This is a genomic window from Sphaerisporangium aureirubrum, from assembly GCF_042658925.1.
Lineage (GTDB): Bacteria > Actinomycetota > Actinomycetes > Streptosporangiales > Streptosporangiaceae > Sphaerisporangium > Sphaerisporangium aureirubrum.
Window position 1 is genome coordinate 49,476 of the sequence record NZ_JBHSRF010000013.1, and the last position, 25,282, is coordinate 74,757.

At 71.8% G+C, this 25,282-nt stretch carries 22 protein-coding genes; 10 read left to right on the top strand and 12 right to left on the bottom strand.

Annotated features, from left to right (window positions below; genetic code table 11):
* From ACFP1K_RS12315 to ACFP1K_RS12340, 6 genes are read right to left on the bottom strand one after another with little or no spacing between them, the layout of a single operon-like run.
* The gene (locus ACFP1K_RS12315) at window positions 1-780 is read right to left on the bottom strand and encodes a sugar phosphate isomerase/epimerase family protein (RefSeq protein WP_380750918.1); all 780 of its coding nucleotides are present in this window, start codon (window positions 778-780) and stop codon (window positions 1-3) included.
* A complete protein-coding gene (locus tag ACFP1K_RS12320; protein WP_380750921.1) occupies window positions 780-1,487 on the bottom strand; it encodes a hypothetical protein in 708 nt (235 codons plus the stop codon). Before ACFP1K_RS12320 ends, ACFP1K_RS12315 begins: the two co-directional genes overlap by 1 nt.
* Before the next feature lie 5 nt (window positions 1,488-1,492).
* Window positions 1,493-2,371, bottom strand: coding sequence for a carbohydrate ABC transporter permease (locus ACFP1K_RS12325; protein WP_380750924.1), 879 nt, complete (start codon window positions 2,369-2,371; stop codon window positions 1,493-1,495).
* Window positions 2,368-3,318 (bottom strand): carbohydrate ABC transporter permease, encoded by a 951-nt coding sequence (locus ACFP1K_RS12330; RefSeq protein WP_380750927.1) that lies wholly within the window; start codon window positions 3,316-3,318, stop codon window positions 2,368-2,370. The genes ACFP1K_RS12325 and ACFP1K_RS12330 overlap by 4 nt, the downstream gene beginning before the upstream one ends.
* 26 nt (window positions 3,319-3,344) lie before the next feature.
* The gene (locus tag ACFP1K_RS12335) at window positions 3,345-4,652 is read right to left on the bottom strand and encodes an ABC transporter substrate-binding protein (RefSeq protein ID WP_380750930.1); all 1,308 of its coding nucleotides are present in this window, start codon (window positions 4,650-4,652) and stop codon (window positions 3,345-3,347) included.
* 34 nt (window positions 4,653-4,686) lie between these two features.
* Complete coding sequence (locus ACFP1K_RS12340; protein ID WP_380750933.1) at window positions 4,687-5,703, bottom strand: hydroxyacid dehydrogenase; 1,017 nt, start codon at window positions 5,701-5,703, stop codon at window positions 4,687-4,689.
* A 146-nt stretch (window positions 5,704-5,849) separates the two neighbouring features.
* On the opposite strand from ACFP1K_RS12340, the gene ACFP1K_RS12345 reads away from it, so the two are divergent.
* Entirely contained in the window at window positions 5,850-7,778 is a 1,929-nt protein-coding gene (locus ACFP1K_RS12345) for a DUF2264 domain-containing protein (RefSeq protein WP_380750936.1), read from the top strand.
* Here the strand turns inward: ACFP1K_RS12345 and ACFP1K_RS12350 are convergent, their stop codons facing one another.
* Entirely contained in the window at window positions 7,779-8,897 is a 1,119-nt protein-coding gene (locus ACFP1K_RS12350) for a substrate-binding domain-containing protein (RefSeq protein WP_380750939.1), read from the bottom strand.
* Window positions 8,898-9,587: 690 nt separating this feature from the next.
* Between ACFP1K_RS12350 and ACFP1K_RS12355 the strand changes: the two genes are divergently transcribed.
* Window positions 9,588-10,436, top strand: coding sequence for a hypothetical protein (locus tag ACFP1K_RS12355; protein ID WP_380750942.1), 849 nt, complete (start codon window positions 9,588-9,590; stop codon window positions 10,434-10,436).
* On the opposite strand, the gene ACFP1K_RS12360 is transcribed toward ACFP1K_RS12355, so the two are convergent.
* From ACFP1K_RS12360 to ACFP1K_RS12375, 4 genes are all read right to left on the bottom strand, one after another.
* Window positions 10,426-12,450 carry a beta-galactosidase gene (locus tag ACFP1K_RS12360; RefSeq protein WP_380750945.1) on the bottom strand — a complete coding sequence of 675 codons (2,025 nt, stop codon included), beginning with the start codon at window positions 12,448-12,450 and terminating at the stop codon, window positions 10,426-10,428. The two genes, ACFP1K_RS12355 and ACFP1K_RS12360, sit on opposite strands and share 11 nt — an antisense overlap.
* Before the next feature lie 63 nt (window positions 12,451-12,513).
* Window positions 12,514-13,857, bottom strand: a complete 1,344-nt coding sequence (locus ACFP1K_RS12365; RefSeq protein WP_380750948.1) for an ABC transporter substrate-binding protein — start codon at window positions 13,855-13,857, stop codon at window positions 12,514-12,516.
* Window positions 13,858-13,881: 24 nt separating this feature from the next.
* A complete protein-coding gene (locus ACFP1K_RS12370) occupies window positions 13,882-14,724 on the bottom strand; it encodes a carbohydrate ABC transporter permease (RefSeq protein WP_380750951.1) in 843 nt (280 codons plus the stop codon).
* A complete protein-coding gene (locus tag ACFP1K_RS12375; RefSeq protein WP_380750954.1) occupies window positions 14,718-15,593 on the bottom strand; it encodes a carbohydrate ABC transporter permease in 876 nt (291 codons plus the stop codon). Before ACFP1K_RS12375 ends, ACFP1K_RS12370 begins: the two co-directional genes overlap by 7 nt.
* A 226-nt stretch (window positions 15,594-15,819) precedes the next feature.
* Here ACFP1K_RS12375 and ACFP1K_RS12380 point away from each other — a divergent pair, with 226 nt between their 5' ends.
* Window positions 15,820-16,863: a LacI family DNA-binding transcriptional regulator gene (locus ACFP1K_RS12380; protein WP_380750957.1), complete on the top strand. Its 1,044-nt coding sequence runs from the start codon at window positions 15,820-15,822 to the stop codon at window positions 16,861-16,863.
* Here the strand turns inward: ACFP1K_RS12380 and ACFP1K_RS12385 are convergent.
* Window positions 16,860-18,197 carry an aminotransferase class V-fold PLP-dependent enzyme gene (locus ACFP1K_RS12385; protein WP_380750960.1) on the bottom strand — a complete coding sequence of 446 codons (1,338 nt, stop codon included), beginning with the start codon at window positions 18,195-18,197 and terminating at the stop codon, window positions 16,860-16,862. The genes ACFP1K_RS12380 and ACFP1K_RS12385 overlap by 4 nt on opposite strands.
* Before the next feature lie 181 nt (window positions 18,198-18,378).
* Here ACFP1K_RS12385 and ACFP1K_RS12390 point away from each other — a divergent pair, with 181 nt between their 5' ends.
* From ACFP1K_RS12390 to ACFP1K_RS12420, 7 genes are all read left to right on the top strand, one after another.
* A complete protein-coding gene (locus tag ACFP1K_RS12390; RefSeq protein WP_380750963.1) occupies window positions 18,379-18,783 on the top strand; it encodes a hypothetical protein in 405 nt (134 codons plus the stop codon).
* Window positions 18,784-18,887: 104 nt separating this feature from the next.
* Entirely contained in the window at window positions 18,888-20,000 is a 1,113-nt protein-coding gene (locus ACFP1K_RS12395; RefSeq protein ID WP_380750966.1) for a PLP-dependent cysteine synthase family protein, read from the top strand.
* Window positions 19,997-21,253 carry an MFS transporter gene (locus ACFP1K_RS12400; RefSeq protein WP_380750969.1) on the top strand — a complete coding sequence of 419 codons (1,257 nt, stop codon included), beginning with the start codon at window positions 19,997-19,999 and terminating at the stop codon, window positions 21,251-21,253. Before ACFP1K_RS12395 ends, ACFP1K_RS12400 begins: the two co-directional genes overlap by 4 nt.
* 389 nt (window positions 21,254-21,642) lie before the next feature.
* Complete coding sequence (locus ACFP1K_RS12405) at window positions 21,643-22,389, top strand: hypothetical protein (RefSeq protein ID WP_380750972.1); 747 nt, start codon at window positions 21,643-21,645, stop codon at window positions 22,387-22,389.
* Window positions 22,389-23,114, top strand: a complete 726-nt coding sequence (locus tag ACFP1K_RS12410; RefSeq protein ID WP_380750975.1) for a hypothetical protein — start codon at window positions 22,389-22,391, stop codon at window positions 23,112-23,114. Before ACFP1K_RS12405 ends, ACFP1K_RS12410 begins: the two co-directional genes overlap by 1 nt.
* A gap of 15 nt (window positions 23,115-23,129) precedes the next feature.
* Window positions 23,130-24,419, top strand: coding sequence for a hypothetical protein (locus ACFP1K_RS12415; protein WP_380750978.1), 1,290 nt, complete (start codon window positions 23,130-23,132; stop codon window positions 24,417-24,419).
* A gap of 40 nt (window positions 24,420-24,459) precedes the next feature.
* A complete protein-coding gene (locus ACFP1K_RS12420; RefSeq protein WP_380750981.1) occupies window positions 24,460-25,122 on the top strand; it encodes a hypothetical protein in 663 nt (220 codons plus the stop codon).
* Window positions 25,123-25,282 lie beyond the last annotated feature (160 nt).

Below are 25,282 nucleotides of genomic sequence, written 5' to 3' on the forward strand. Positions count from 1 at the left end.
TCACGGTGTGGCCCGCTCCAGGTGGCGGCGCAGGGCGGCGGCCTCCCGGGTCAGGACGGCGGGGTCGTCGCCGGGGACGAACTCCAGGGAGACGGACATCGGGCGGCCCGTGGCGGCGAGCATGTCCGCGACGGCCTTCCACAGGGACTCGCGGTGGTCGAGGGGGTGGCGGTCGAGGGGGGTGGGCCACCAGCTGAAGGCGTGGACGGCGTCGACGCGGTCGAGGACCGCTTGGAGGCCGGTGAGGGCTTCGGGGGTAGGCATGCCGTTGGGGGGTTGCCAGTAGGTGCGGAGGGTGGGGATCTCGTCGAGCATGGCGCGGGTGGAGGCTGAGGTGTCGGTGAGGGTGCGGTCGTGGAACTCGGTGGCGACGGTCAGGCCGGGGGCGGATTCGGTGCAACGTCTCAGGGCGTCGAGGGTCTCGCGGCGGGTGGCGGGCGGGGCGGTGGCGGAGGGGTGGGTGCCCGCCCAGACGCGGACGCGGGGGGCGCCCAGGGCGTGGGCGGCGGCCACCACGCGGCGCCATACGCGTTCGTCCTCGGCGGGGTCGGTGATGGCGCCCGCGCGGTAGTAGGAGCCGAGGGCCGAGACGGACAGGCCGGCGGCGCGGGTCGCCTCGCCGACGCGGTGGGCCCTGGACTCGTCGCCGAAGGGGACGTGGACGTCCTGGCCCCATTCGATGTGGTCCAGGCCGGCTTCCGCGGCCAGGGCGATCACGCGTTCGGGGGGCAGGGCGCGGTAGGTCACGCTGCACAGGCCCGCGGTGAGCAGCCGGGCCATCAGGCGGGGGCGCCGTCGGGCAGCAGGGGGGCCACGATGAAGCGGGTGGTGGCCCACGCGGCGTAGAGCAGGGGCGAGCACGCCAGCAGGAGGCCGATCAGCGGCTTGGCGAGGACCACGGCCGCGGTCAGGCCGAGGACGGCGACCACGACGGGGGCGAGGTACCAGCGCCGCGCCACGAGGTACAGGCACGGCAGGACGGTGCCGTGCGACCGGCCGGGCCGGACGTCCGGCGACCGGCCGGGCCGGGGTTCCGAGGCCAGGACGAGCAGGGCGAGGACAGTGGCCACGGTCAGCACGGCGGCGGTGGCGAAGAACGGGACGAGGGCCGGGCCCCAGGGGGTGCGGGAGACGATGACGGCGTCGAGGACGAGGACGGCGACGATGGCCGTCCCGGCGGTCCAGGTGGCCAGGGCGCGGGGGGCGGAGCGGCGGTAGGCGCGCCAGAACGTCCGGGCCACGCCTGCGGGCGGGGCCTCGCCGAGGGTGGCGAAGCAGGCGAAGGCGCCGGTCAGGGCGGGGGCGCAGGGCAGGGACAGCACGGCGAAGAACGGCCAGGACGCCAGAGGGTCGCGGACCACGGCGAGCGCGGCGAGCAGGGGGGCGCAGGTGAGGGCGAGCAGGACGTTCGTCAGAAGGGCGGTGTAGACGGTGCCGAACAGGCTCTCGTAGGTCGCCTGGCGGGCGGGGCGGAGCAGCCCGCGCATCCCGTTCATCCCTTCAGGCCGGACGTGGCGATGCCGCGGATGAAGTACCGCTGGCCGAACAGGAAGATCACCAGGACGGGCAGCACGGACAGCACCGCCCCCGTCATGATCATCGCGTACTCGGCCTCGTACTGGCCGACGAACGAGCGCAGGCCGAGCTGCACGGTCCACAGCTCGTTGCTGGTCAGGTAGATGAACGGCCCCATGTAGTCGTTCCAGGTGCCGACGAACGTGAGCAGGGCCAGGCTGGCGAGCGCGGGCTTGGACAGCGGCAGCATGATCCGCCGGTAGATGCCGTACTCGCTCAGCCCGTCGATGCGCGCGGCCTCGCACAGCTCGTCGGGGATCGACATGTAGTACTGGCGCATCAGGAAGACGCCGAACGCCCCGAACGCCTGCAACAGGATGATCGACCAGTACGTGTCCGTCAGCTCGGCCCGCTGCATCATGATGTACTGCGGCACCATGTAGGCCTGCCACGGCACGGCGATCGTGCCGATGTAGGCGAGGAACAGCGCGTCCCTCCCGGGGAAGCGCACCTTCGCGAACCCATAGGCGGCGAAGCTCCCGGTGAGCACCTGCAACGCGGTGACGGCGACCGACAGCAGGGCCGAGTTGCCGAGGTACGTCACCATCGGGACGCGTCCCCAGATCTCGGTGAAGTTCGACCAGCGCAGCTCCCGGGGGAACCACTCGAAGGGGATGGTGAAGACCTGGTTGTCCTGCTTCAGCGACGCGGACACCATCAGCCCGAGCGGCAGGAGCACCAGCAGCGCCACGGCGGTGAGGGACACGTAGGCCACCGCCGTGCGCAGCGGCCCCCGCCCGGCGGTGCCCCGGGTCTCGGGCGGCGCCGTCACGGGCGCCTCACGGAGCAGGGTCACTGGGCGTACCTCCGTTCGTTCACCCGGAACTGCGTCACGGTGACGGTCAGCACGATGACGAACAGCACCAGCGCGATCGCGGACGAGTAGCCGAAGTGGCCCTCGACGATGCCCTCCCGGTACACCAGCTGCGACAGCACCAGCGTGCTGCGGCCCGGCCCGCCACCGGTCATCACCACGATCAGGTCGAGCACCTTGAAGCTCTGAATGGTCAGCATGACCAGGACGAAGAACGTCGTGGGCCGCAGGCACGGCAGGGTGATGCTCCAGAAGCGCTGCCATGCGTTCGCGCCGTCCACCTTGGCGGCCTCGTGGTACTCCGGCGGGATCGTCTGCAGCCCGGCGAGGTAGAGCACCATGTAGTACCCCATGTCCCGCCACACGCTGGTGACGATCACCGCGGGCATCGCCCAGGTGGTGCTGGCCGTCCACCGGGGCGGGTCCGCGATCCCGAGGGCCTCCAGCAGCTGGTTGATCGGCCCGGCCGTGGGGTTGAACAGCATGTTCCAGACGATGGCCACCGCGACCAGGGAGGTGATGTACGGCAGGAAGGCCGCCGTGCGGAAGAACCGCGCGCCGCGGATCCTGCTGTTCAGCAGGATCGCCAGCCCGAGCGCGGCGGCCAGCGTCAGCGGGATGTGGCCGGCGGCGTAGTAGAGGGTGTTGACCAGGGCGACCCGCATGTTCTCGTCGTCGAGCAGCCGCCGGAAGTTCTCCAGCCCCACCCACTCGGGGGTGTTGTAGGAGTCCCAGTCCATGAACGCCAGGGCGAGCGCCGCGAGCATCGGCACCAGGGTGAACAGGGCGAAGCCGATGAAGTTCGGCAGGATGAAGCTCCAGCCGACCAGGGCGCCCCGCCGCGCCCGCCGCCGGGCCGCCGCCCGGCCGGAGGGCTCGTCCGGCCGGGCGGGGGCGTCCCGCGTCTCCTTCGTCAGCGCTTGTGTCATCGGCTGTCCTCGTCCCGCGGCTCCCGTCAGTTCAGGACTTCGCTCCTGACGCGGTCGTTCATCGTCTTGATGCCGTCGGCGACCGACTTCTCGCCGACCATGATGAGCTGGTGCTCCTCGTTGAGGATGGTGTCGACGTCGGCGCTCTTCTCGTCCACCGGCATCTCCAGCACCACCTTGTCCGGCGCGAACGCCTTCTTGGACAGCGCGTCGGCGGGCATGCCCTGCACCGAGAAGTACGCGTCGATGATCTCCGGGGTCTGCAGCGCGGGCGCGACGCCCACCTTGGCGACGACCTCGGCCCCCGCCTTGCTCGCCGCGAACGCCACGAACTTCTTGGCCGCCTCGGCGTGCTCGGACCGCTTGTTGACGGCGAACGCGGTCGGCGCGCCGAACGTCGTGACGCCGGTGGCGCCGGGACGCTGCGGCATCGGGGCGAGACCCCACTCGACGTCGGTCGTGCCCTTCTTCCTCGACTCCAGGATGCCGGAGGCGTACCAGGTGCCCATCGGCATCATCGCGGTCGCGCCGCTCTCGAACGTCGAGCGGTAGTCGGCCTGCTGGGAGGTCGCGGTGCCGTAGTCCATGGCCGCGCCGGACTTCTGCAGGTCCAGGCCCATCGTGTACTGGTCGGTCATGAAGCCGTAGTTCCCGCTGAGCTGGTCGCCGCCGGTCTGCGCCGCCGCGATGGCCTGGAAGACCGAGCGCCAGGTGTGGTGGTAGGTGCCGTAGACCTTCTTCGTGCCCTCGCCCTTGGTGAGCCGCTTGGCGAGGGCCGCGTACTGGTCCCAGGTCAGGCCGTCGGGGTAGTCGGCGCCGGCGTCGTCGAAGACCTTCTTGTTGTAGTAGAGCAGCCAGAAGTCCTGGCGGTAGGGCATGGCGTAGTAGGCGCCGCCGACGTCGTAGGTGTCGAGACCCGCGAGGCCGTTGGTGTCCGCGGACTTGACCACGGAGGTGATGTCGAGGAGCTGGCCGCGGCTGGAGTGCCGCGCGTAGTCGGTGAGGGTCTTCATGGTGACCACGTCGCTCTTGTCGCCGCCCGCGAGCATCGTGGTGACCTTCTGCGGGTAGTCGTCGGCGAGGATGTCCACCGGCTTGACGGTGATGCCCGGGTTGGCCTTCTCGAAGGCGTCGAAGAGCGCGGTGAACTCGGGGGTCTTGGCGAGGTTCCACGTCGTGACGGTCAGGGTGACCGGGCCGCCGCCGCCGCTCTCCGGTTCGTCCGCGCCGCCGCCGCAGGCCGCGAGGACGAGGGAGAGCGCGGCCACCGCGCCCAGGCATACCCCGAGACGGCGGCGCGCGGCGGCCCTTCCCGAGGTGGTCGATACGGTCATCGTCCGGTCTCCTCTCCGTCGAGCCGGGTCGGGCTCAGGCGCCTGTGGCGATTTCTTCGGCGGTGACGGCGGCACGCGGCGGCCGTCCGGTCAGGTAACGGTCGAGCTCGTCGAGCGCGCTCTCGCTCAGCCGCCGGGCCTCGGCGCCACGGGACCCGGCGATGTGCGGCGTGATCATGACGTTGGGCAGGTCGTACAGCACCGACGCGGCGGGCAGCGGCTCGGGCTCGGTGACGTCGAGGATCGCGTACAGCCGTCCCGAGGCGCACTCGCGCTCCAGCGCGGCGGTGTCGAGGACGGCGCCGCGCGCGGTGTTGATGACGGTCGCCCCGTCACGCAGCAGCGACAGCTCCCTGGCGCCGATGAGGTGGCGGGTGGACGGCAGCGCCGGGACGTGCAGCGTCAGCACGTCGCTGCGGCGCAGCAGGTCGGGCAGCCGCACCAGCCGGGCGCCCGCCTCCGCGACCTCGGCCTCGACGGCGTACGGGTCGGTGACCAGCACGTTCATCTCCAGGCCGCGCAGCCGCTCCACGACGCGGCGCCCCACCCGGGAGTAGCCGACGACGCCGACGGTGCGCCCGCGGTTGGACAGGTCGCCCCGGCCGCCCACGTAGGACCAGTCGTCCCGGTGCCTGCGCGCGTCCTGCGCGAGGAACGGCGCCTTCTTGCCGGCGAAGATGACGGCGGCCAGGGTGAACTCGGCGACCGGGATGGCGTTCTCGTGCGCGGCGTTGGTCACCAGGATGCCGCGGCGCCAGACCTCGTCGGTGACGAAGAAGCGCACGGTGCCCGCGCAGTGGAAGATCGCGCGCAGCCTCGGGGCGTCGGCGAGCCGTTCCCCGGTCAGCGGCGGGCAGCCCCACGAGGTCAGCAGCACCTCGACCTCGCGCAGCCTGCGCCGCACGTGGGCCGCGTCGAGGTCGGCCGTGCTGACCGGCTCGGCCAGTTCGGCCAGGCTGCGCAGCCGCCGGAGTTGCGGCGTCTGGAACTGCATCCGGAAACTGCCGGGATCCATGACCAGCAGAGCCTGCGGGCGACGTCGATCGGTCACGCAGATCCCCTCACACGGAGAGCGCTTAACCAGTGGGCCCGATCATTTACGGTCATTACAATCATGTCAAGACCAGGTAAAGCGTGATTCAAGGCCGGTTCTGATCGTTGGTGATCGGACCTGCGAGCCGGAAGGACGTTATGGGCATGCCGCCGGACGACCGGGACCTCTCGCCGTGCACCGGATGGACCCGGGACCACTGGGCGGCGCTCGCCGACCGCCTCCTGACGTCCGCGAGGAAGTACGCCTCGCCCTCCCACGCGCGGATCTCGTTCCCCGGCCCGCCGGGAGGCTACGGCGCGGACGTCGACGGGCTTGAGGGCTTCGCCCGCACCTTCCTCGCCGCCGGGTTCCGCGTGGCGGGCGAGGGAGGGCACGACCCCTTGGGGCTGATGGAGTGGTACGCCGAGGGCATCGCCGCGGGCACCGACCCCCGCTCGCCCGAGCGCTGGGTGCGCCTGGAGGAGCACGGGCAGGCGAAGGTCGAGGCCGCGTCCATCGCCCTGGTGCTCCACCTGACCCGGCCGTGGCTGTGGGACCGCCTCGACGCGCCGGTGCGGGAACGGGTCGTGGACTACCTCGCGGGGGCGATCGGCGCGGAGTACCCACCGATCAACTGGCTGTGGTTCCAGATCGTCGTCGAGCAGTTCCTCGCCTCGGTCGGCGGCCCGTTCTCCCCGGAGGACATCGACTCGGCGCTGGAGGTCACCGACGGCTTCGCGCGACGGGACGGCTGGTACCGCGACGGCGCCGAGCGCTCCTACGACCACTACGCCGGGTGGGCACTGCATTTCTACCCGCTGCTGTGGGCCGAGATGGCGGCGGGCGACCCCCGGGCGGAGTCGCGACGGCCGGCGTACCTGCTGCGGCTCGAACGCTACCTGGACGACGCGCTCCACCTGGTCGGCGGCGACGGCTCGCCCCTGATGCAGGGCCGCAGCCTCACCTACCGGTTCGCCGCCGCCGCGCAGTTCTGGGCGGGCGCCCGGCACCTGCCGGGACTCTCCCCCGGGCTGCTGCGCCGCGCCGCCTCCGGGATCGCCCGCCACTTCACCGACCGGGGGTCGCCGGACGGCGACGGCGTGCTGACCCTCGGCTGGCACCACGAGTGGCGGCCCATCGCCCAGTCGTACTCCGGCCCCGGCTCGCCGTACTGGGCCTCCAAGGGTTTGTACGGGCTGGCCCTGCCCGCGGACCACCCGGTGTGGACGGCCGTCGAGGAGCCGTTGCCGGTGGAGCGCGGCGACTTCCACCGCGTGGTCTCCGCGCCCGGGTGGCTGGTCGCCGGCACCCGCGCCGACGGCGTCGTGCGCGTGGTCAACCACGGCACCGACCACTCCCTGCCCGGCACCCACCTGACCGACGCGCCGCTGTACGCGCGCCTCGGGTACTCCACCGCCACCTCGCCGATCCTCGCCGGGGAGCACGCGGGCCGTCCCCTGGACCAGTCGGTCGTGCTCCTCGGCCCCGGCGACGAGCCCAGCCACCGGACGGGCTTCGAGACCCTGCGGGCCGGGGCCCTGCTCACCGGGACAACGGCCGGGGCGTCGCGCTGGCGCGCCCACTGGGTGACCCCGGACGCCGGGCAGCCCGACCACGGCTCCGGCTACTCCGGCGCGGTGCGCCTCGGCCCGTGGATCGAGGTCGTCTCCGCCGTACGCGGCCCCTGGGAGGCCCGCCTGATCCGCCTGTCCGCGCCCGCCGGCGAGGAGTGCGGCCCGCTGCGCGTCGGCGGCTGGCCCGTGCCGGCGCCGCACCCGGACTGGACGGCCGCGGACTCCCCGGCCGACGGGGCGGCCACGGCGCGGGGCACGGTGTGGTCGCGGGTCGTCGGCGGGCCGGGGCTGGAGGCGTCCGGGGTGGTCTCGGCCGGGGACGGGACGCCGCTCGCGCCCTGGACGCTCGTGCCGTGGTGCGCCACCCCGGGGCCCGCGCGGCCGGACCGGTGGTACACGGCGCTGATCCACCTCGGCGGCGAGGAGCCGGGCGGCGCGCCGGTCGTCACCTGGGACGGGCCGGGACGCGCCCGGGTGGCCTGGCCGGACGGGGTGACCGACGTGGTGGAGACGCCCTGATCAGGCGGGTGGCGCCGCCGAGGACGAGCGCACGATCAGGCGGGGGGCGATGACCACGCGGTGCGCGGCGCGGTGCGGGTCGCGGTCGGCGAGGCGGGCGGCCAGCAGGTCGAAGGCGGCGTGGCCGACGGAGGCCTTGGGCGGGCGGACGGCCGTCAGGGGCGGGTCGCAGAGCTCGGCCACCTCGTCGTCGTAGGCGACCACGCTGAGGTCGCCCGGCACCCGGACGCCGCGCACCTGGCAGCGCACCACCAGGGAGATCGCCTCCCGGTCGGAGTGGACCAGCAGCGCGGTGGTTCCGGAGGCGAGGCACGCGTCGAGCACGCCGTCGAGCGCCTCGGGCAGCCCCGGGTCGGTGTGGTCCACCGCGTTGTCCACGTCGGGCGTGCCGTCCAGCGGCAGGCCGAGCTCCTCGCACGCCTGCCGCCACCCGCGCCGCACGTGCGGGGTGGTGGGGCTGCGCCGCGGGGTGACCACGCCGATCCGCCGGTGCCCGAGCGTGGCGAGGTGGCGCACCGCCATGGCGGCGCCGAGCGCGTGGTCGCTGACCACCGACTCCATCGCCTCGCGGTAGGGCCCCACCGTGGCGGCACGCTCCAGCAGCACCACCGGCACGGCGGCGGACTGCAGCCACCGCACCAGCGACTCCCCCTCCTCGCCCGTGGTGGTCGGCGCCACCAGCAGCCCGTCCACCGCCATCGACTCGACCAGCCACGTCAGCTGGCGCCGCTCGTCGGCCGCCTGGTAGGTCGCGCCCCGCAGGACGACCCGGGCGGACGACGGCCCGGCGGCGGCGCGCACGCCGCGGGTCACGTCGGGCCAGTAGTAGGTGAGCGACGGCACCACCAGGCCGACGGTGAGCCTCGCCCCCGGCACGTCGCCGGTGTCCGGCGCGGTGTCCTCGTCCTCGGCCTGGGTGTGGAGCACGGCGCCGCCGCGCACCCGGCGGATCACCCCCTGGGCGGCCAGCAGCGCGATGTCCCGCCGGATGGTGATGACGGAGACGTCCAGCTCGGCCGCCAGGTCGTTGACGCGGACCACGCCGCGCCGCCGCAGCAGATCGACCACCTGGGCCCGGCGCTCGTACGGCAGCGGGCCGGGCGGGTCGGACACCGTCATGCGCAGCTCTCCACCCCGCCATCGTACCGATCGGAACTGATCGAAAATGACCCGTCCACCGGCGGAACCGATCGGAACCGCGGACCGTAATTTTCATCTCCGCGCGCCACGGCATCGGCCCCCCTCGGCGGGGTGAGCAGCGCGAAGGCCGCTGACCCCCCACGTCCCCCTGTGCGCCCGGTGCCCGGTGCCATGGACACCTCCCGCGTGAAGGGCTCACCATCCGACCGCGACGACGGCCGCCTGTCCCTTCTCCCGAGCCGCGGCCGAGGACACGAGGAGAACGTTCATGAGGCGCAGAACCCTGCTCGCCGGAGCCGGCGGAGTCCTGCTGGCGGGAGCCCTGCCGGTAGGCACGGCCCACGCGGACGTCACCATCCGGGTCGACCCGGGCGCCGGCTACGGGCCCTGGGAGGGCTGGGGCACGTCCCTCGCCTGGTGGGCCAACGTGTTCGGCGACCGGGACGACTTCGCCGACGCCTTCTTCACGCTGCGGGACGTCTCCTACAGCGGCCGCACGCTCCCCGGCCTCGGGCTGAACATCGCCCGCTACAACCTCGGGGCCTGTAGCTGGAACTCGGTGAACGGCGAGTCGATGGTGGCCTCGCCCAACATCCCGAGGTTCAAACAGAGCGGCAGTTCGCCACCTACCTCGCCGCCACGGCCCGCCGCGCGCAGGACTCCTGGGGCGTGCGGTTCGCCTCGGTGGAGCCGTTCAACGAGCCGTCCGCCAACTGGTGGCGGGCCGACGGCACGCAGGAGGGCTGCCACATCGGCGCCGGCGTGCAGGCCACCGTGCTCGGCCACCTGCGTTCCGAGCTGAACCGGCTGGGGCTGTCCGGCATGACCATCGCCGCCTCGGACGAGACCAGCTACGACCAGGCCCGTACCACCTGGGCCGCCTTCAACTCCCAGACCCGCGCCCTGGTGGGCCGGGTGAACGTGCACGGCTACCAGGGCTCGGGCGGGCGCAGGGACCTGCTGTACAGCGAGGTCACCGGGGCGGGCAAGGCGCTGTGGAACTCCGAGACCGGGCAGAACGACGGGACGGGCCGGACGATGGCCACCAACCTGTTCCTGGACTTCCGCTGGCTGAAGCCCACCGCGTGGGTGTACTGGCAGGTGATGGACCCGAGCGCCGCCTGGTCGATGATCGCCTATGACGGCAACACCTCGCAGCCGGGGGCCGTGCAGACCAAGTACTACGCGTTCGCGCAGTTCACCCGGCACATCCGGCCCGGGATGCGCATCATGCCGACCAGCGCGGGCGACTCGATCGCGGCGTACGACCCGGCCGCCCGCCGCCTGGTGCTGGTCGCGATCAACACCGGGGCGGCGCAGCGGCTCATCTTCGACCTGTCGGCCTTCGGGCAGGTCGCCGGGGACGCCGGCGGGGCGGTGACGCGGTGGTCCACCCACACCGGCGGCGACGACCTCTACGTCCGGCGCGCCGACACCCGGCTGTCCGGCAAGACCCTCAGCGTGCCGTTCACCACCGGGCAGATCCAGACGATCGAGGTGAACAACGTCACCGAGTGACGGTGCGCAGCACGACCACCCCGCCGGGCGGCACCTCGGTCCAGCCCTCGGCGGGGTGCTCGGTGCCGGTGAGCAGGTCGGTGCCGCCCGCGCGCACGAAGGCAGGGGCGTCCGCGTGGTTGAGGGCGAACAGGTAGTCCGCGTGCGGGCTGCGGCGCCGTACCAGCTCGGGACCGCCGGTGGCCTCGGCGGGCGGCGCCGCCCCCGCCTCCGCCAGGACCCGGGACACCAGCGCGGCCGTGGACCCGGGGTCGAGCTGGGTGGCGGCGTACCAGGCCAGGCCGTCGCCGTGCCGGTTCACCGTGACCGCGGGGACGCCGGCCAGCGGGCCCTCGGCGTAGGTGGCGACGGGCCGCGCGGTGGTCGCGCGCATCAGCTCGGTCCACGTGGCGGCGGTCCACTCCGGTCCCGGTGAGTCGTGGTGCACGGCGACCGTGGCGCCGGGCAGCAGGGGGAAGAACTCCTCGGTGCGCACGCCCAGCAGCTCGCGCAGCGCGCCGGGGTAGCCGCCGAGGCGGATGTGGTCGTTCTCGTCCACGATGCCGGAGAAGTAGGTGACGAGCAGGTGGCCGCCCCCATCGGTGTACTCGGCCAGGCGGGCGGCCGTGGCGTCGGTGACCAGGTGCAGGGCCGGGGCGAGGACGAGCCGGTAGCCGTCCAGATCGGCCGTGGGCGGGACGACGTCGGCGGTGATCCCGGCCTGCCACAGCGCCTCGTACCACCCGAGGGTGATCTCCCGGTAGCGCAGCGCGGCCGGATGGGAGTCCAGCTCGACGGCCCACCACGACTCCCAGTCGAACAGCAGCGCCACGTCGGCGACCACCCGGGAACCCGCGGCCTCGGCCAGCGCGGCCAGGTTCCCGCCGAGGGCCACCACGTCGCGCCAGATCTTCGAGTCGGTGCCCGCGTGCGGCACCATGCCCGAGTGGTACTTCTCCGCGCCTGCCCGGGAGGCGCGCCACTGGAAGAAGCACGCGCCGTCCGCGCCGCGGGCCACGTGGGCGAGGCTGCCGAGGCGCAGGGTCCCGGCGGGCTTGGCGACGTTGACCGGCTGCCAGTTGACCGCGCTCGGCGCGTGCTCCATCAGCAGCCAGGGCCGCCCGCCCGCCACCCCCCGGGTCAGGTCGGCGGCGAAGGCCAGCTCGACGTGCGGGCGAGCCCGCGCGCCGTCGGGGTAGTGGTCGTTGGCGACGAGGTCGACGTCGTCCGCCCAGGACGCGTAGTCCATGTTCTTCGCGCCGGCGATCATGAAGTTGGTGGTCACCGGGATATCGGGGGTGAGGCGGCGCAGCACGTCGCGCTCGGCGCGCAGCTGGTCGCGCAGCTCGTCGGAGCAGAAGCGGGCGAAGTCGAGCCGCTGGGTGGGGTTGACGAAGGTGGGCGCCGGTCGCGGCGGCAGGATCTCCGCCCAGTCCGAGTAGACCTGGGACCAGAAGTCGGTCGCCCAGGCGGCGTTGAGGCCGGGAAGGGTGCCATGCCGCCGCTGGAGCCAGCGCCGGAACGCCGTGGCGGAGACGTCGCAATGGCAGTGGGCGTTGTGGCAGCCGAGCTCGTTGGAGACGTGCCACATCGCCAGGGCCGGGTGCCCGCCGTACCGCGTGGCCAGCTCCTCCGTCAGCCGCAGCGCGTGCACCCGGTAGACGGGGGAGCTCGGGCACCACGCCTGCCGCCCGCCGTGGTGCAGGCGGCGGCCCTCGGCGTCCACGGGCAGCATCTCGGGGTGGGCATGGGTGAGCCACGGCGGGGGCGATGCGGTCGCGGTGGCGAGGTCGACGGCGATCCCGCCCTCGTGCAGCAGGTCCATCACCCGGTCCAGCCAGCCGAACGCCCAGGTCTTCGCGGTCGGCTGGAGGCGGGCCCAGGAGAAGACGCCGACGCTGACGAGGTTGACCCCGGCCTCGCGCATGAGCCGGACGTCCTCGTGCCAGACCTCCTCGGGCCACTGCTCGGGGTTGTAGTCGGCGCCGTGGGCGAGGCCGGTGGGCCTCGGCCAGCGGATCCAGCGGTGCGGCATGGTCCTCCTCGGGACGGGACGGGCGGTCGCCGGACGGCGCCCGCCGGGGATCGGGGTCGTCGCTCAGGGGCCGGTGGTGACGGTGAAGCCCTGCTGCTTGGCGTAGCCGGTGATCTGCTGCTGCCAGGCGGACAGCCCGGCGGCGATGTCGCTCCGGCCGGCGAGGGCCTGGCCGACGGTGTCCTTGATCACGCTGTTGGCGTAGACCTGGAAGGGCAGGTAGTTCCAGCCCGCCGCCACCTCGGCCGAGCCGCGCGCGAGGATCTCGTTGGCCCGCTGGCCGTCGAAGAAGGGCATCTCGGCGTCGGTGAACTCGGGGCTGTTCAGCAGCTCCCCGGTGGCGGGGAACAGGCCGGACGCGGTGTTCAGCATCCGCACGGCCTCGGGGTCGGAGTTCAGCCACTTGGCGAAGCCGGCCGCCGCGAGCGTGTTCTCGCTCTGCGCCAGCACCGCGACGCTCGACCCGCCGTTCTCGGCGTTGACCGGCGTCCCGGCGTCCCACCGCGGCATGGGCGCCACCCGCCACCTGCCCTTGGTCTGCGGGATCGTGCTCTCGATGGCGCCCGGCGCCCACGCCCCGGTCAGCCACATGGCGTACTTGCCGCCGCTCATCCCCTGCCACCAGGCGTCGTTCCACCCGGCGGCGGGATCGACCAGTTCGTCCTTGAGCAGCCTCGTCCACAGCGCCGCCCACCGCTTGGCACCCGCGTCCTGGAGGTCGACCCGCACGCCGGACGGGCCGGTGATGGCGAAGGGCCTGCCGCCGGCCTGCCAGATGAGGCTGTCGACACCGCCCGCGTCACCGGGGTCGATGGTGGTGATGAACGACGACGGGTTCGCCTTCTTGAGCTTCTGGGCGGCGGTGACGAACTCGTCCCAGGTGGCGGGCGGCTTCACCCCGGCCCGGTCCAGGAGGTCCTTGCGGTAGAACATGGCCATCGGCCCGGTGTCCTGCGGCACGCCGTAGACGCCGCCGTTCACGTTCACCTGGGCCCAGGCCGACTCGGTGAACAACCCCTTCCACGACGCCGCCCCGTACGGGTTGAGGTCGACCACCGCCTTGGACAGGGCGAACTGCGGCAGCGCGAAGTACTCGATCTGCGCCACGTCGGGCGCGCCGCTGCCCGCCTTCACCGCGGACTGCAGCTTGGTGTACTGCGCGGCGGACTGCCCGGCGTTGACCAGGTTCACCGTGACCTTCGGGTACTTGCTCCGGAACAGGTCGACCGCCTTCTCGATGCCGGGCACCCAGGACCAGAACGTGAGCGTGGCGCCGGTCGCCAGCGCCTGCTCGACGTCGGTGGCGGCGGGCCGTGGGGCCTCCGCCGCGGGGGGCGTCGGGGACCCGCCACACCCGGCGAGGGGGAGCAGGCACAGGGCGAGTGCGGCGATCACTGACTTTCGCATGATGATCTCCCTGGGGTGGGGTCACTACTGCTTGACGGCGCCCGCCGCCAGCCCCGACCGCCAGTACCGCTGGAGGAAGAGGAAAGCCAGGACGAGCGGGATGATCGCGATGAGGGAGCCGGTGAGCACGAGGTTGTGGACGGCCTGCCCGCCCGAGCTGCTGCCCGCCTGGCTGTTCCACTGGTTGAGGCCGATGGTGAGCGGGTACCACGCGGGGTCGCTCAGCATGATCAGCGGGAGGAAGTAGTTGTTCCACGTCGCCACCAGCGTGAACAGCAGCACGGTGACGAGCCCCGGGCGCAGCAGGCGCAGCGCGATGCACAGGAAGATGCGCAGCTCGCCCGCCCCGTCCAGCCGGGCGGCCTCGATCATCGAGGGGGGCACCGCGCCCGCGGCGTAGACGCGCATCAGGTAGAGGCCGAACGGGCTGGCCAGGGCGGGCACGAGCACCGCCCACGGCGTGTTCACCAGGCCGATCCTGGTGAACAACAGGAACGTCGGCACCGCGAGGGCGGTGGTGGGCACGGTGATCGCGCCGAGCACCACGGCGAACAGCACCTTGGCGCCGCGGAACTCGTAGACGGCCAGGGCGTACCCGCCGAGCGCGGCGATGGCGGTGGCGCCGCCCGCGCCCACCACGGCGTACAGCACCGTGTTGGCGAGCCACCGGCCGTAGGCGCCGTCCTGGTAGACGAAGACCTGCCGGACGTTGTCCGCGAGCGCGAAGTCGTCCGCGAACCACAGACCCGGGCTGTCCGCCAGGCCGGCGTTGGTCTTGGTCGCGCTGATCGTCAGCCAGACCAGAGGGAGCAGGCAGTACAGCAGCATGGCCAGCATGGGGACCGTCAGCGCCGCGCGTCTCACCACAGGCGCTCCCTGCGGCCGGCGGTCAGCTGCACCGCGTACGACACGACGATGGTCACCAGGCCGAGCACCACGGCGATCGCCGCGGCGTAGTTGTACTGCTGGCCGTTGAAGGCGAGGTTGTAGGCGTACATGTTCGGCGTGTAGTAGGTGGTGATCTGCGCGGGCGCGAGCGTGGCCAGCACGTTGGGCTCGTTGAAGAGCTGGAAGCTGCCGATGATGGAGAAGATCGTGGCCAGCAGCAGCGCCGGGCGCAGCGCGGGCAGTTTGATGCTCCACGCTTTGCGGATCTCCCCCGCGCCGTCGATCTCGGCGGCCTCGTACAGCTCGGTGGGGACGACCCGCAGCGCGGCGTACAGGATCAGCATGTTGTAGCCGGTCCACTCCCAGGTGACGATGTTGCCGATGGAGACGAGGATCCACGAGCCCGACAGCGCCTCGCCGCCGAGCACGCCGAACCGGTCGCCGTACAGGTAGCCCCACATGAGCGACGCGACCACCGCGGGCACCGCGTACGGCACGAACACCCCGATGCGGTACACCCCCGACCACCGCAGGCGCCCGCTGTCGACGGCGAGGGCCAGCAGCGTGGCGAGGCCCAGCATGATCGGGACCTGCACCGCGAGGAACAGCGCGACCCGGAGCAGGCCGACGTGGAACAGGCGGTCGGTGAAGGCCGCCGCGTAGTTGGCCGCCCCCGCGAAGACGACACCGCCGACCAGCCGGTCCTGGAAGAGGCTCAGGTACATGGCGTACGCCAGCGGCGCCACGATCGCCACCAGGAAGACCGCGCAGAACGGAAGGCAGAAGGCCCACCCCGTCCAGTGGTGGCGCGGGACGCCGCGGCGGCTCCTCCCTCCGGAACCGGGCATACGGCATCCCACTTCCCCTCGTGTTAGCGCTACCAGGGTCGTAGAAGATCGAGCATCACAGCGGCGGGGAGGGCCGTCAAGAGAGCCCCCGCTGAGCTGGAGGTTTTTCGCCGCCCGACACATCGCCGTCACGCGGGACGGCCATCATGTGTGTTAGCGCTGCCATGACTCTGGGTGCCCCCGTGGGGGTTGTGGCACGATTCGACCGAGGACAGGGAGGGCGTGGGTGACCATCCTCGACGACGGGGCGAGATCCGGCCGGGGCCACGGGGCCCCCTCCATGGCCGACGTCGCGCGGCTGGCCGGGGTGTCCCCGCAGACCGTGTCGCGGGTGGCCAACAACCGGGCCAACGTCGAGGGGGCGACCAGGGAGCGCGTGCTGAACGCCATGCGGGCGCTCGGCTACCAGCCCAACATCGCCGCCCGCGCCCTCGCCACCGGCCGGTTCGGCACGATCGGGCTGATCAGCTTCTCACTCGGCAGCCACGGCAACATGCGCACCCTGGACGGCGTCGCCACCGCCGCCCGCGAGGCCGGGTTCTCCATCAACCTCGCCGGCATCACCACACCGACCAGCCAGGAGGTGCACAGGGCCTTCGCCCGGCTCGGTACACAGGCTGTGGACGGCATCGTCATCGTCGAGGCCGAGGTGCTCGACACCCCGTCCCTGCTGCTCCCCCCGGGGATCCCCGTCGTCGTGGCCGACGGCCACGGCGGCCACGACCACCCCCGGGTCGACTCCGACCAGGCGGACGGAGCGCGCCTGGCCACCGAGCACCTGCTCGGCCTCGGCCACCGGACGGTCTGGCACATCGCGGGACCGCCCGACTCCCACTCCGCCAAGCACCGGCACGCCGCCTGGCGCGGCACCCTGGAACGCGCCGGACGCCCCGTCCCCCAGGTCCTGTTCGGCGACTGGACCGCCGCCTCCGGCCACCGCCTCGGCGGCTACCTCGCCGCCCGCCCCGACGTCACCGCCGTCTTCGCCGCCAACGACCAGATGGCCCTCGGCGCCCTGCACGCCCTGCACGAGGCCGGCCGCCGCGTCCCACACGACGTCAGCCTCGCCGGTTTCGACGACATGCCAGAATCCGCCCACTTCTGGCCCCCCCTCACCTCCGTCCACCAGGACTTCACCCGCGTCGGCCGCGTGTGCGTGGACATCCTGGTGGAACAGCTCCGCACCAGAACCCCGGCCCCCGCCGTCCTCCACCCGGTCCCCGTCGAACTGAAAATCCGCGCCAGCACGGGCCCGCCGCAGGCCCTCTAGCCGGGCCGTCCGGCCAGCTCGCGCAGTCCCTTGGCGAGCAGGTCGACGTCGCCCGCCGAGGTGAACAGGGCCGGGGTCACCCGGACGCAGTCGCCCCGGGCCAGGCCGCCGCGGCGGACCGTGAAGACGCGGTGGCGGTCGAGCAGGTGCTTGACGATCGCCAGGTTGTCGGCCTCGGAGGTGCGGCCGGTGAGGCGGAAGGAGGTGATCGCGCCGTACATCGCGGGGTCGTCCGGGGTGAGGATCTCCACGCCGGGAAGGTGCCGGACCTGCTCCACCCAGCGGTCGCGCAGGTAGCGCAGCCGGGCCTGTTTGACGGCGGCGCCGAGGGCGTCGTGGAAGTCCAGCGCGACCGGGGTGACGAGGATCGGGGCGACGTCCATCGTGCCGGAGTGCACGCGGGAGCGGATGTCGTCGCGCGGAAAGGACTCGTCGGCGAAGGCGAGGTCGATGTCGTCCAGGCGGTCGCGGCGGATGTAGAGGAAGCCGCTGCCGAGGGGGGCACCCATCCATTTGTGCAGGGAGAAACCGGCGAAGTCCGCGCCGAGGCCGGGGATGGTGAAGTCCAGCTGGCCCCACGAGTGCGCGGCGTCCACGACGGCGTCGGCGCCCGCCTCGCGGGCCATCGCGACGAGCTCCGCGACCGGCAGCACCAGGCCGGTGCGGTTGTTCATGTGGCTGATCAGGAGCAGCCGGGTCCGCGGGTGCTCGCGCAGGGCCTTGGCGTACGCGTCCAGCACCGCGGCGCGGGTGGCCGGTTCCGGGACGACCAGCCGTGCCACGCGCACGCCCCGGCGCTCCTTCAGCCAGTTCATCGTGTACTGCGTGCTGTGGTAGTCGAGATCGGCGTACATGACCACGTCGCCCGGCGCCAGGCGGCGGTACCCGGCGAGGAGATTCTGCAGGGCCTCGGTTCCGCCCCGGGTGAGGGCCAGCTCGTCCGGCCGCACGCCGGTCACGGCGGCGACGCGTTCGCGCACCCGATCGGCCTCGGCCCGGTAGGTGGTGCGCAGCAGGTGGGAGTTCTCCCGGTTGAGACGGTCGACGGCGCGGTGGTACGCCGCGCGGACCGGGTCCGGCATGATGCCGTAGTACCCGTTCTCCAGGTTGACGAAGTCCGGGCTGACCTGGAACCGCCGCGCGACGCCCTCCCAGAAGCCCTCGTCCCGGGCGAGCCGGTCGGGCGTGACACCCTTCGGCGCGCCGAAGAGTGCCGGTGGCTCCGGCTCGGCGCCGGCCGGAGGCGCCCTGCGGACGGCGGCGGCTGGCGGTGCGCCGTACGTGGCGGCCGCCGCGCCGAGGCCGGCCATCATCGCCCGTCGTGTGAGGACCATCGCAGCACTCCCCCGCCGCTCGGGGGATCCGTGTCGCGGAGCCCCGGCCTGCTCCGACCAGTGTGCTTCGGCCCGGCGCCGGAGATCGGCAACCGGGGTTCCCGGGCGTGGCGCGGCACGGGACCACCATTTGGACGCTACGTTGCCAATCGGTCACCATATGTGACCTAGGTTGGCGGATGTGATCTCGTCGCGGTGGTTCGCGCAGCGTGGCGGGCCCTGGCTCATCCTGTGCCTGGGCCTGCTCGCCATGACCGTGGTGATCCACCCGGGCCACCGGCTCTCCTTCGACCAGGCCCCCGCGCACGACCACGGCGCGGCGGCCGAGGCGTGGCCGTCCGTGGGTCCCGTCTCGGACCACCCCGGCCATTCGCACCCGCATCCGCCCGCCGGCCACGACCACTCGCTGTGCGGGGTCACCACCGTCCCCGGCCCGGCCACCGGGCCCGTCCCCGTGGCACCGCCCCTCGACGGCCGCCCGCAGCGCGCGGAGACGTCGTGTCCCTGGCGCCCGGCCGGCGGCGCCGCCCGCGCCGCCGTCGCGGGGCCCGCGTTCCTGCGGCTGCTGTCCGTCTCCCGCACATGACCGCCGTCCCGGCCACGCCCGCGCCGCACCCCGACGGGGTGCCGCGGCGCCCGCGTGCCCACGCGAAGTGAATCGGAGGAGACCTCGACTCGCAGGGACGGACCATGACCAGCACGATCACGGGCTTCGACATGCCCTCACCCAGCCAGATGGTGGCCGGGACCACCTGCCACACCCCGGATCGGGTGGTCGGCAACACCCCGGTGCTGTGGATACCGGAGATCGCCGCGGGCCGGGGCGGCTTCTGGGCGAAGCTGGAAGGCAGCAACCCCGGCGGGATCAAGGACAGGGCCGCCCTCCACATCGTCGAACAGGCCAGGGCCCGCGGCGAGCTGCGCCCCGGCGCGCCGATCGTGGAGTCCACCAGCGGCACGTTCGGCCTCGGGCTGGCCCTCGCCGGGATCGTGTACGGCCACCCCGTCACGCTGGTGACCGACCCCGGCATGGAGCCCCTGATGCTCCGCCTGCTCCGCGCGCACGGCGCACGGGTCGAGGTCGTCACCCGCCCGCACCCCGAGGGCGGATGGCAGCAGGCCCGCCGCCTGCGGGCCAGGGAGCTCATGACGCCGGACGCCTACTGTCCCGACCAGTACGGCAACCCCGACAACGTCACCGCCTACCGGGGCCTGGCGGTGGAGCTCGCCGGGCAGCTCGGCCGGGTCGACGTGCTGGTGTGCGGGGTCGGCACCGGCGGCCACAGCGCCGGGATCAGCCGGACGCTGCGCCGCTTCTACCCCGACCTGCGGCTGGTGGGCGTCGACACGATCGGCTCCACGATCTTCGGCCAGCCGGCCCGCCCGCGGCTCATGCGCGGTCTCGGCAGCAGCATCCACCCGCGCAACGTCGACCACGGCGCCTTCCAGGAGGTGCACTGGGTCGCGCCGCACGAGGCGGTGTGGGCGTGCCACCGCCTGGCGCTGCTCCACTACGCCACCGGCGGCTGGAGCGTCGGTGCCGTCGCCCTGGTCGCGTCCTGGCTCGCCCGCACCCTGCCCGGTCACGTGAGGATCGCCGCCGTCTTCCCCGACGGCCCGCACCGGTACTTCGACACCGTCTACAACGACGACTACTGCCGGGCCCACGAGCTGCTGGCCCGGCCGCCCGCCGCCGAGCCGGACGAGATCCGCCACCCGGCCGAGCGCGAGCCCGTCCGCTGGACCCGCTGCACCACCGTCGTCGACCCCACGGGAACACGCGTCCCCGGCGCGGCACGATGACGAGCACGCTCGCCCTGGCCCGTTCCTTCGACCGCCCCGTGCGGCTCCTGCTCGTCAACCAGCTCACGATCAACATCGGCTTCTACATGCTCATGCCGTACCTGGCCGGGCACCTGTCGGGAGCCCTCGGCCTTTCCGCGGCCGTCGTGGGCCTGATCCTCGGCGTCCGCAACCTCGGCCAGCAGGGCATGTTCCTGATCGGCGGCACCCTCGCCGACCGCTTCGGCTACAAGCCCGCGATCGTGGCGGGCTGCGCCCTGCGCACCGCCGGCTTCCTGCTCCTCGGCCTCGCCGGCACCGTCCCGGTGCTCATCGCCGCGTCGGTCCTCACCGGCCTGGCCGGCGCCCTGTTCAACCCCGCCGTCCGCGCCTACCTGGCCGAGGAGGCCGGCGAGCGCCGCGTGGAGGCCTTCGCCGCCTTCAACGCCTTCTACCAGCTGGGCATCCTGGCGGGCCCCTTGATCGGCTTCCTGCTCTACAAGGTCGACTTCTCCGCGGTCTGCCTCACCGCCGCCCTGATGTTCGCCGCCCTCACCGTCGCCCAGCTGCGCGCCCTGCCCCCCCAGCGAACTTCCACCCACCGAACCGGCCGCCCCTTCCTCGCCGACTGGTCCGAGGCCCTGTCCAACCGCAACTTCATGCTGTTCGCCGGAGCGATGTCCGGTTCCTACATCCTCAACTTCCAGATCTACCTGACCCTCCCCCTGGAGATCCGCCGCACCACAGGAGGAGAACTAGGCGTAACCCTGATGTTCGTCCTGTCCGGCCTGCTCACCATCGCCACCCAAGCCCACGTGACCTCCTGGGCCACCCGCCGCTGGACCCCACCCGCAGCCGTAACCAGAGGCTTGTTCCTGATGTCAGCAGCCTTCCTCCCCCTGGCCCTGACCGCCCCCTTCCTGCCCCCGACCGGCCCCGTCCCCCCCATGATCCCGATCATGCTCACCACCACCCTGCTGACCCTCGCCACCATGCTCGCCTACCCCTTCGAGATGGCCACCATCATCACCCTCGCCGGCGACCGCATGATCGCCACCTACTACGGCATCTACAACACCCTCGCCGGCCTAGGCATCGCCACAGGCACCCTGCTCTCCGGCCTCACTTTGGACATCGCCCACCACTCATCCCTCCCCAGCCTCCCCTGGACAGCCCTAACCCTCATAGGCACAACCTGCGCCCTAGCCCTCCACCTCCTCAGCAGAAAGAACCGCCTGACCGGGACACCCCACGAGGCCGACCTGCAAACCTAGGGATATCCACCTCCCATCTACTTTCTGGATATTTCAGACATTCAGCTTTTTCGGGCCATTGCCGTATTTAGCTCATATGCCTGCCTTGCCACCATTTCAGGGCCTTTTCCCGGTCGCTTGCGCTTCCTTATCAACGACGGCGTCTACGGCTCCGCCGCGCCGCATGATCTCGCAAGCGAGCTGCAAGTAGCGAGCTGTACACATCTTTTATGTGTATCGGTCCCGCGAGCCAGGATTTGCCGGGAGATGATCACCTACGCCGAAGTTCTTACGTCTTTCCCCGACCCTGGAACGCGGGTCATTGATATCCCGTTGTACAGCTGACATAAGAATTCCGCTGAAGATGCGGGAAAGTGTGGTGACAGGTGCAAAACTCCAGAAATCCCGGGATGCCGCCCCTGTGGTGGCGACCGGCGAAACAGTTCAGGGCCGCCCGGGCCGGACGCAGGGACGGACGTCTCGGGGTCCCCTACGACCACTTCGCGACCGAGAACCACGGCCTGGATTCCAGGCGGTGGACGACATACATCCAAGCCCTCGCCGCCGAAAGCACCTGCAGGCGCGCACGGGTCCTGAAGGCATTCATCCGTGACAGCAAGCCCGAGCAGGGAGCGCTGCTGCTGGCCGCGGGCAAGGTCAACGACCTGGCCCGTCGGCTGGAGATCATCGGGTCCCGCTGCGGTGCGGCGGGCAAGGGCGGCCGGACTTTCCCCCTGTCCGCGGAGGACGTCATCAGCGCCCGCCACGAGAAGTCGTCCGGCGGGGAACGACGCGCCCTTGAGGACGCGTTCAGCGAGGCGCGGCAGGCGATGACCGGAAAGATCGCCCTGTACGAGGCCGCCATCAGCCGGATGCGCACCGAGATGCACGAGGTGGCCGGGTGGTCCAACCGCATGGTGGCGCACTACCGCGAGTCGCTGGACCGCGCGTATCTCATCCGCAAAAGGAGAAAGGGCCGCACCGACATCCGTCTTCCGGTCTGGGTCCCGGCGGAGATCAAGCCGGAGACCTCCGAGGAGCAGATGGTGCTGTCCGGCGACCACCTCTCTCTCCTGTCGCCGAAGATCCGGGGCGTCGTGGAGGAAGCCCTGCGCCACCTCGCCGCCGTGCCGGCGGGGGAGAGGGGGGCCGCCTGATGCCCGCCTCACGCCTGGCCGCCGGCGGGCTCGTCGTCTGCCTCGCGCTCCTCGGCACCGGCTGCTCGCAGCCGGCGGCCAAGCCCCTGCGCGGCTGCGGGATCATCGTGGACGCGACTTCCTTCAGCGGGCACACCGACGTCCCCGGAAAGATCAAGAGTAAGGTCCCGAAGTTCCTCGCCGAGTGCGACCGGGTCGCCTTCGGGGTGATCAGCGGCTCCGCGGGATCGTCCGACTGCCGGGAAGAGCCGATGGAACTCGTCGCGGGACCCCAGGACAACCCGCAGAACAACCCGAACAAAGCGACTCAGATCGGCCTGCTGCGCCGCGCCGCCGCGGTCACCACGATGAACCGGTTGCTGGACTGCGCGCTCGCCGAGACCGACACCCGGACGGGATCGGACATCATCGGCGCCCTGTCCGAGATCGCTCGCCAGACGGCCCCGTTCGACAAAGCGGCGAAGGTCCTAGTGATCAGCGACATGGCGCAGAACACCAAGGAACTGAGCCTCTACAAAGCGGAGATCGACACGCCGGAGAAACGGCTGGCCATCATCTCGGTCCTTCAGCAGACCAACCGTCTTCCCCGGCTGAACGGAACACACATCAAGATCATCGGATTCGGCATCGACGTCACGAAACAGGTGGTGCGCGACCAGCAGATCCGGGATTTCTGGGACCTGCTCTTCCAAAAGGCCGGCGCACACCCGGCGACCTACGTCTGAACCAAGGAGAATCCGTTGGGCCAGAACCAGCGCCGCGCCTTCTGGTGGCGGCTGATGTCCTACCTCGACGGTAGTGGCTTCGAAGCCCGCGAGATGGAAATGGACATGGAGGACGACCCCTACGGGGGGCCGACTCCGAAGGAGCCCGCCTCCGACAAAGAATTCAAGTCGCTGCGCGAGGAGGCCAGGAAGAAGGGCGTTCACGACGGCCGCTCCGGAATGTACGACGAATGGAGCCTTTCCACGGGAAGCCGTCCGCCGTACCTCACGACGCTGGAGGCCAGGCGCGAGGAGGCGACGGCGCACGAGCGGGTCCGCGAGATGCGCGATCTAGAGCGCCTGGAGCAACGTGTCGCCGTCACCCAGTTCGACCTCAGCAAATGCCAGGAACGGGTCAAGCGAATCACGGACGAGATCGACTCGCTGCGCTCGCAGGAGAAGGACATCCAGCACGTCCTCAGCGGCCACAGCGCGAACGAAGACTCCCGCGACGGCGCCGCGAGGCTCGGTGCCGCCGGGCGCGCGGGACACCGGTGGGCCGAGCCCACGCGCACGCTGAGACGGCGCGCCCTAGGCGGCACGCTGCGCTTCGCCGTCCTGGTCCTCTTCGTGGCGGTGGAACTGCCCATCCAGTACGCGACCTTCCTGTACCTCGGCGAGGACTCGCTGATGACCTGGGCCTTCGTCATCGGCACCGCGGGGGCGATGCTCGTCGCCCCGCACCTCGCCGGCGGATGGACGCGGCGCATGAAGGTCGAGGGCTGGCGATCGCCGCTGCTGCCGAGCATGCTGATCGTGCTCGCCGGATGGTCGGCGGGGGTGTGGCTACTGGCCGTCCTGCGCACCGCCGTGCTGTTCGTGCCGACCATCGACTCCGTCACCCTGCAACCGGTCGTGTCGACGATCGACGCGCTGAAGCTGGGCCACATCCCGGTGACCGTGCTGTTCGCCAGCCTCCTGACGATCAGTGGTGTCGTGACCTTCACCTTCGGCTACCTCGGCGAGAACCCCTACGCCGGGAAACTGGCGGACCTCCAGCGCGAGCGCAAGAAGCTGGAGCGGACCCTGGCGGGTCTCGAAGGGCGTAAGGAGCGCGACGAGTACATCGTCGGCCTCACCGAGACGAGGATCAAGCGTCACAGGGAGCGCTGGCAGGCATACATCGAGGCCACGAGCACGCCCTACCGGGTCTGCGCCGCGCTGTACCTCCACGCCGTCGCCGACACGATGCGCAACCCCGCCTTCACCGAATCCGCGAGCCAATGGCTGCGTCTCCAGGAGGAGAAACCGAAGCAGGCCGCCTGACCTCCCGTCCGCATCCGACCCGCACCACCTGGAGCGTCCCTTGGACAGTGTCCGCGTCTGCCTGGCCGGCCTCGGGTTCGGCCTACTGGTCGCCGCATTGCTCGACCTGCCCGTCAGGGTGGCCGGCATCGTCGAGATAGACCCCGTCCCCTCACCCGGGGTGCGCATCGGCATGCTGGTGATCGGGGTCGCCACCCTGCTGCTGACCATCGTGATCCCGCGCGGGCGCAGACGCCGCGGGGTGCGTTACGTGTGCGGGGTCCTGTTCACCAGCATGCTGGCGACCTTCGGCGTCATCGTCGCCGGAACCCTGAGCTTCCCCTTCGTCGCGCGGCAGATCGGCGCTTGGGGCTCCGGCGGCCACTGGAGAGGACACCTCGACTACCAGAACGTCGGCCCGCACGACGTCGACCTGTACATCGACCCCGGCACGCCGGAGCTCATGAGTTCCGGCCGTCTGACCGTCCACCTCGCCAACGGCAAGGATTGCGTCTTCTCCCTGGAGGACTTCACGATCCCGCCGGCTCACCGGATGGTCATGAAAACGCGGGAGGAGAGCACCGACAAGGCGTGCGACTCCGGCAACGGCTCCGAACTGAACATCACCCCCAGGGACGGCTCCAACCGCGTGCTCGAACTGAAGGTGAAGAACTCCGAACCCTTCCCAATCGCCACCGGGGTGGCCACGGCGGCGCCCACCTGAAAATGGAGCACGATGAGCCCGGCAGGACCCGGGGGTGCGGGGGTGTCCCCCGCAGGAGAACAGCCCTCGCGGTGTCCGCGCGAAGCGCGCCCTCCGCGAGGACCATTTCACCGGAGCCGCACACACGCCGGGTTGTCCGCCCTACGGCTGCGCCGAATTC

Excerpts from the sequence above, each read along its gene's own strand:
- ACFP1K_RS12315 (WP_380750918.1), bottom strand. The coding sequence starts at position 780 with ATGGCCCGGCTGCTCACCGCGGGCCTGTGCAGCGTGACCTACCGCGCC.
- ACFP1K_RS12320 (WP_380750921.1), bottom strand. The coding sequence starts at position 1,487 with ATGCGCGGGCTGCTCCGCCCCGCCCGCCAGGCGACCTACGAGAGCCTG.
- ACFP1K_RS12330 (WP_380750927.1), bottom strand. The coding sequence starts at position 3,318 with ATGACACAAGCGCTGACGAAGGAGACGCGGGACGCCCCCGCCCGGCCG.
- ACFP1K_RS12335 (WP_380750930.1), bottom strand. The coding sequence starts at position 4,652 with ATGACCGTATCGACCACCTCGGGAAGGGCCGCCGCGCGCCGCCGTCTC.
- ACFP1K_RS12345 (WP_380750936.1), top strand. The coding sequence starts at position 5,850 with ATGCCGCCGGACGACCGGGACCTCTCGCCGTGCACCGGATGGACCCGG.
- ACFP1K_RS12350 (WP_380750939.1), bottom strand. The coding sequence starts at position 8,897 with ATGACGGTGTCCGACCCGCCCGGCCCGCTGCCGTACGAGCGCCGGGCC.
- ACFP1K_RS12360 (WP_380750945.1), bottom strand. The coding sequence starts at position 12,450 with ATGCCGCACCGCTGGATCCGCTGGCCGAGGCCCACCGGCCTCGCCCAC.
- ACFP1K_RS12365 (WP_380750948.1), bottom strand. The coding sequence starts at position 13,857 with ATGCGAAAGTCAGTGATCGCCGCACTCGCCCTGTGCCTGCTCCCCCTC.
- ACFP1K_RS12375 (WP_380750954.1), bottom strand. The coding sequence starts at position 15,593 with ATGCCCGGTTCCGGAGGGAGGAGCCGCCGCGGCGTCCCGCGCCACCAC.
- ACFP1K_RS12385 (WP_380750960.1), bottom strand. The coding sequence starts at position 18,197 with ATGGTCCTCACACGACGGGCGATGATGGCCGGCCTCGGCGCGGCGGCC.
- ACFP1K_RS12395 (WP_380750966.1), top strand. The coding sequence starts at position 18,888 with ATGACCAGCACGATCACGGGCTTCGACATGCCCTCACCCAGCCAGATG.
- ACFP1K_RS12400 (WP_380750969.1), top strand. The coding sequence starts at position 19,997 with ATGACGAGCACGCTCGCCCTGGCCCGTTCCTTCGACCGCCCCGTGCGG.
- ACFP1K_RS12405 (WP_380750972.1), top strand. The coding sequence starts at position 21,643 with ATGCCGCCCCTGTGGTGGCGACCGGCGAAACAGTTCAGGGCCGCCCGG.
- ACFP1K_RS12410 (WP_380750975.1), top strand. The coding sequence starts at position 22,389 with ATGCCCGCCTCACGCCTGGCCGCCGGCGGGCTCGTCGTCTGCCTCGCG.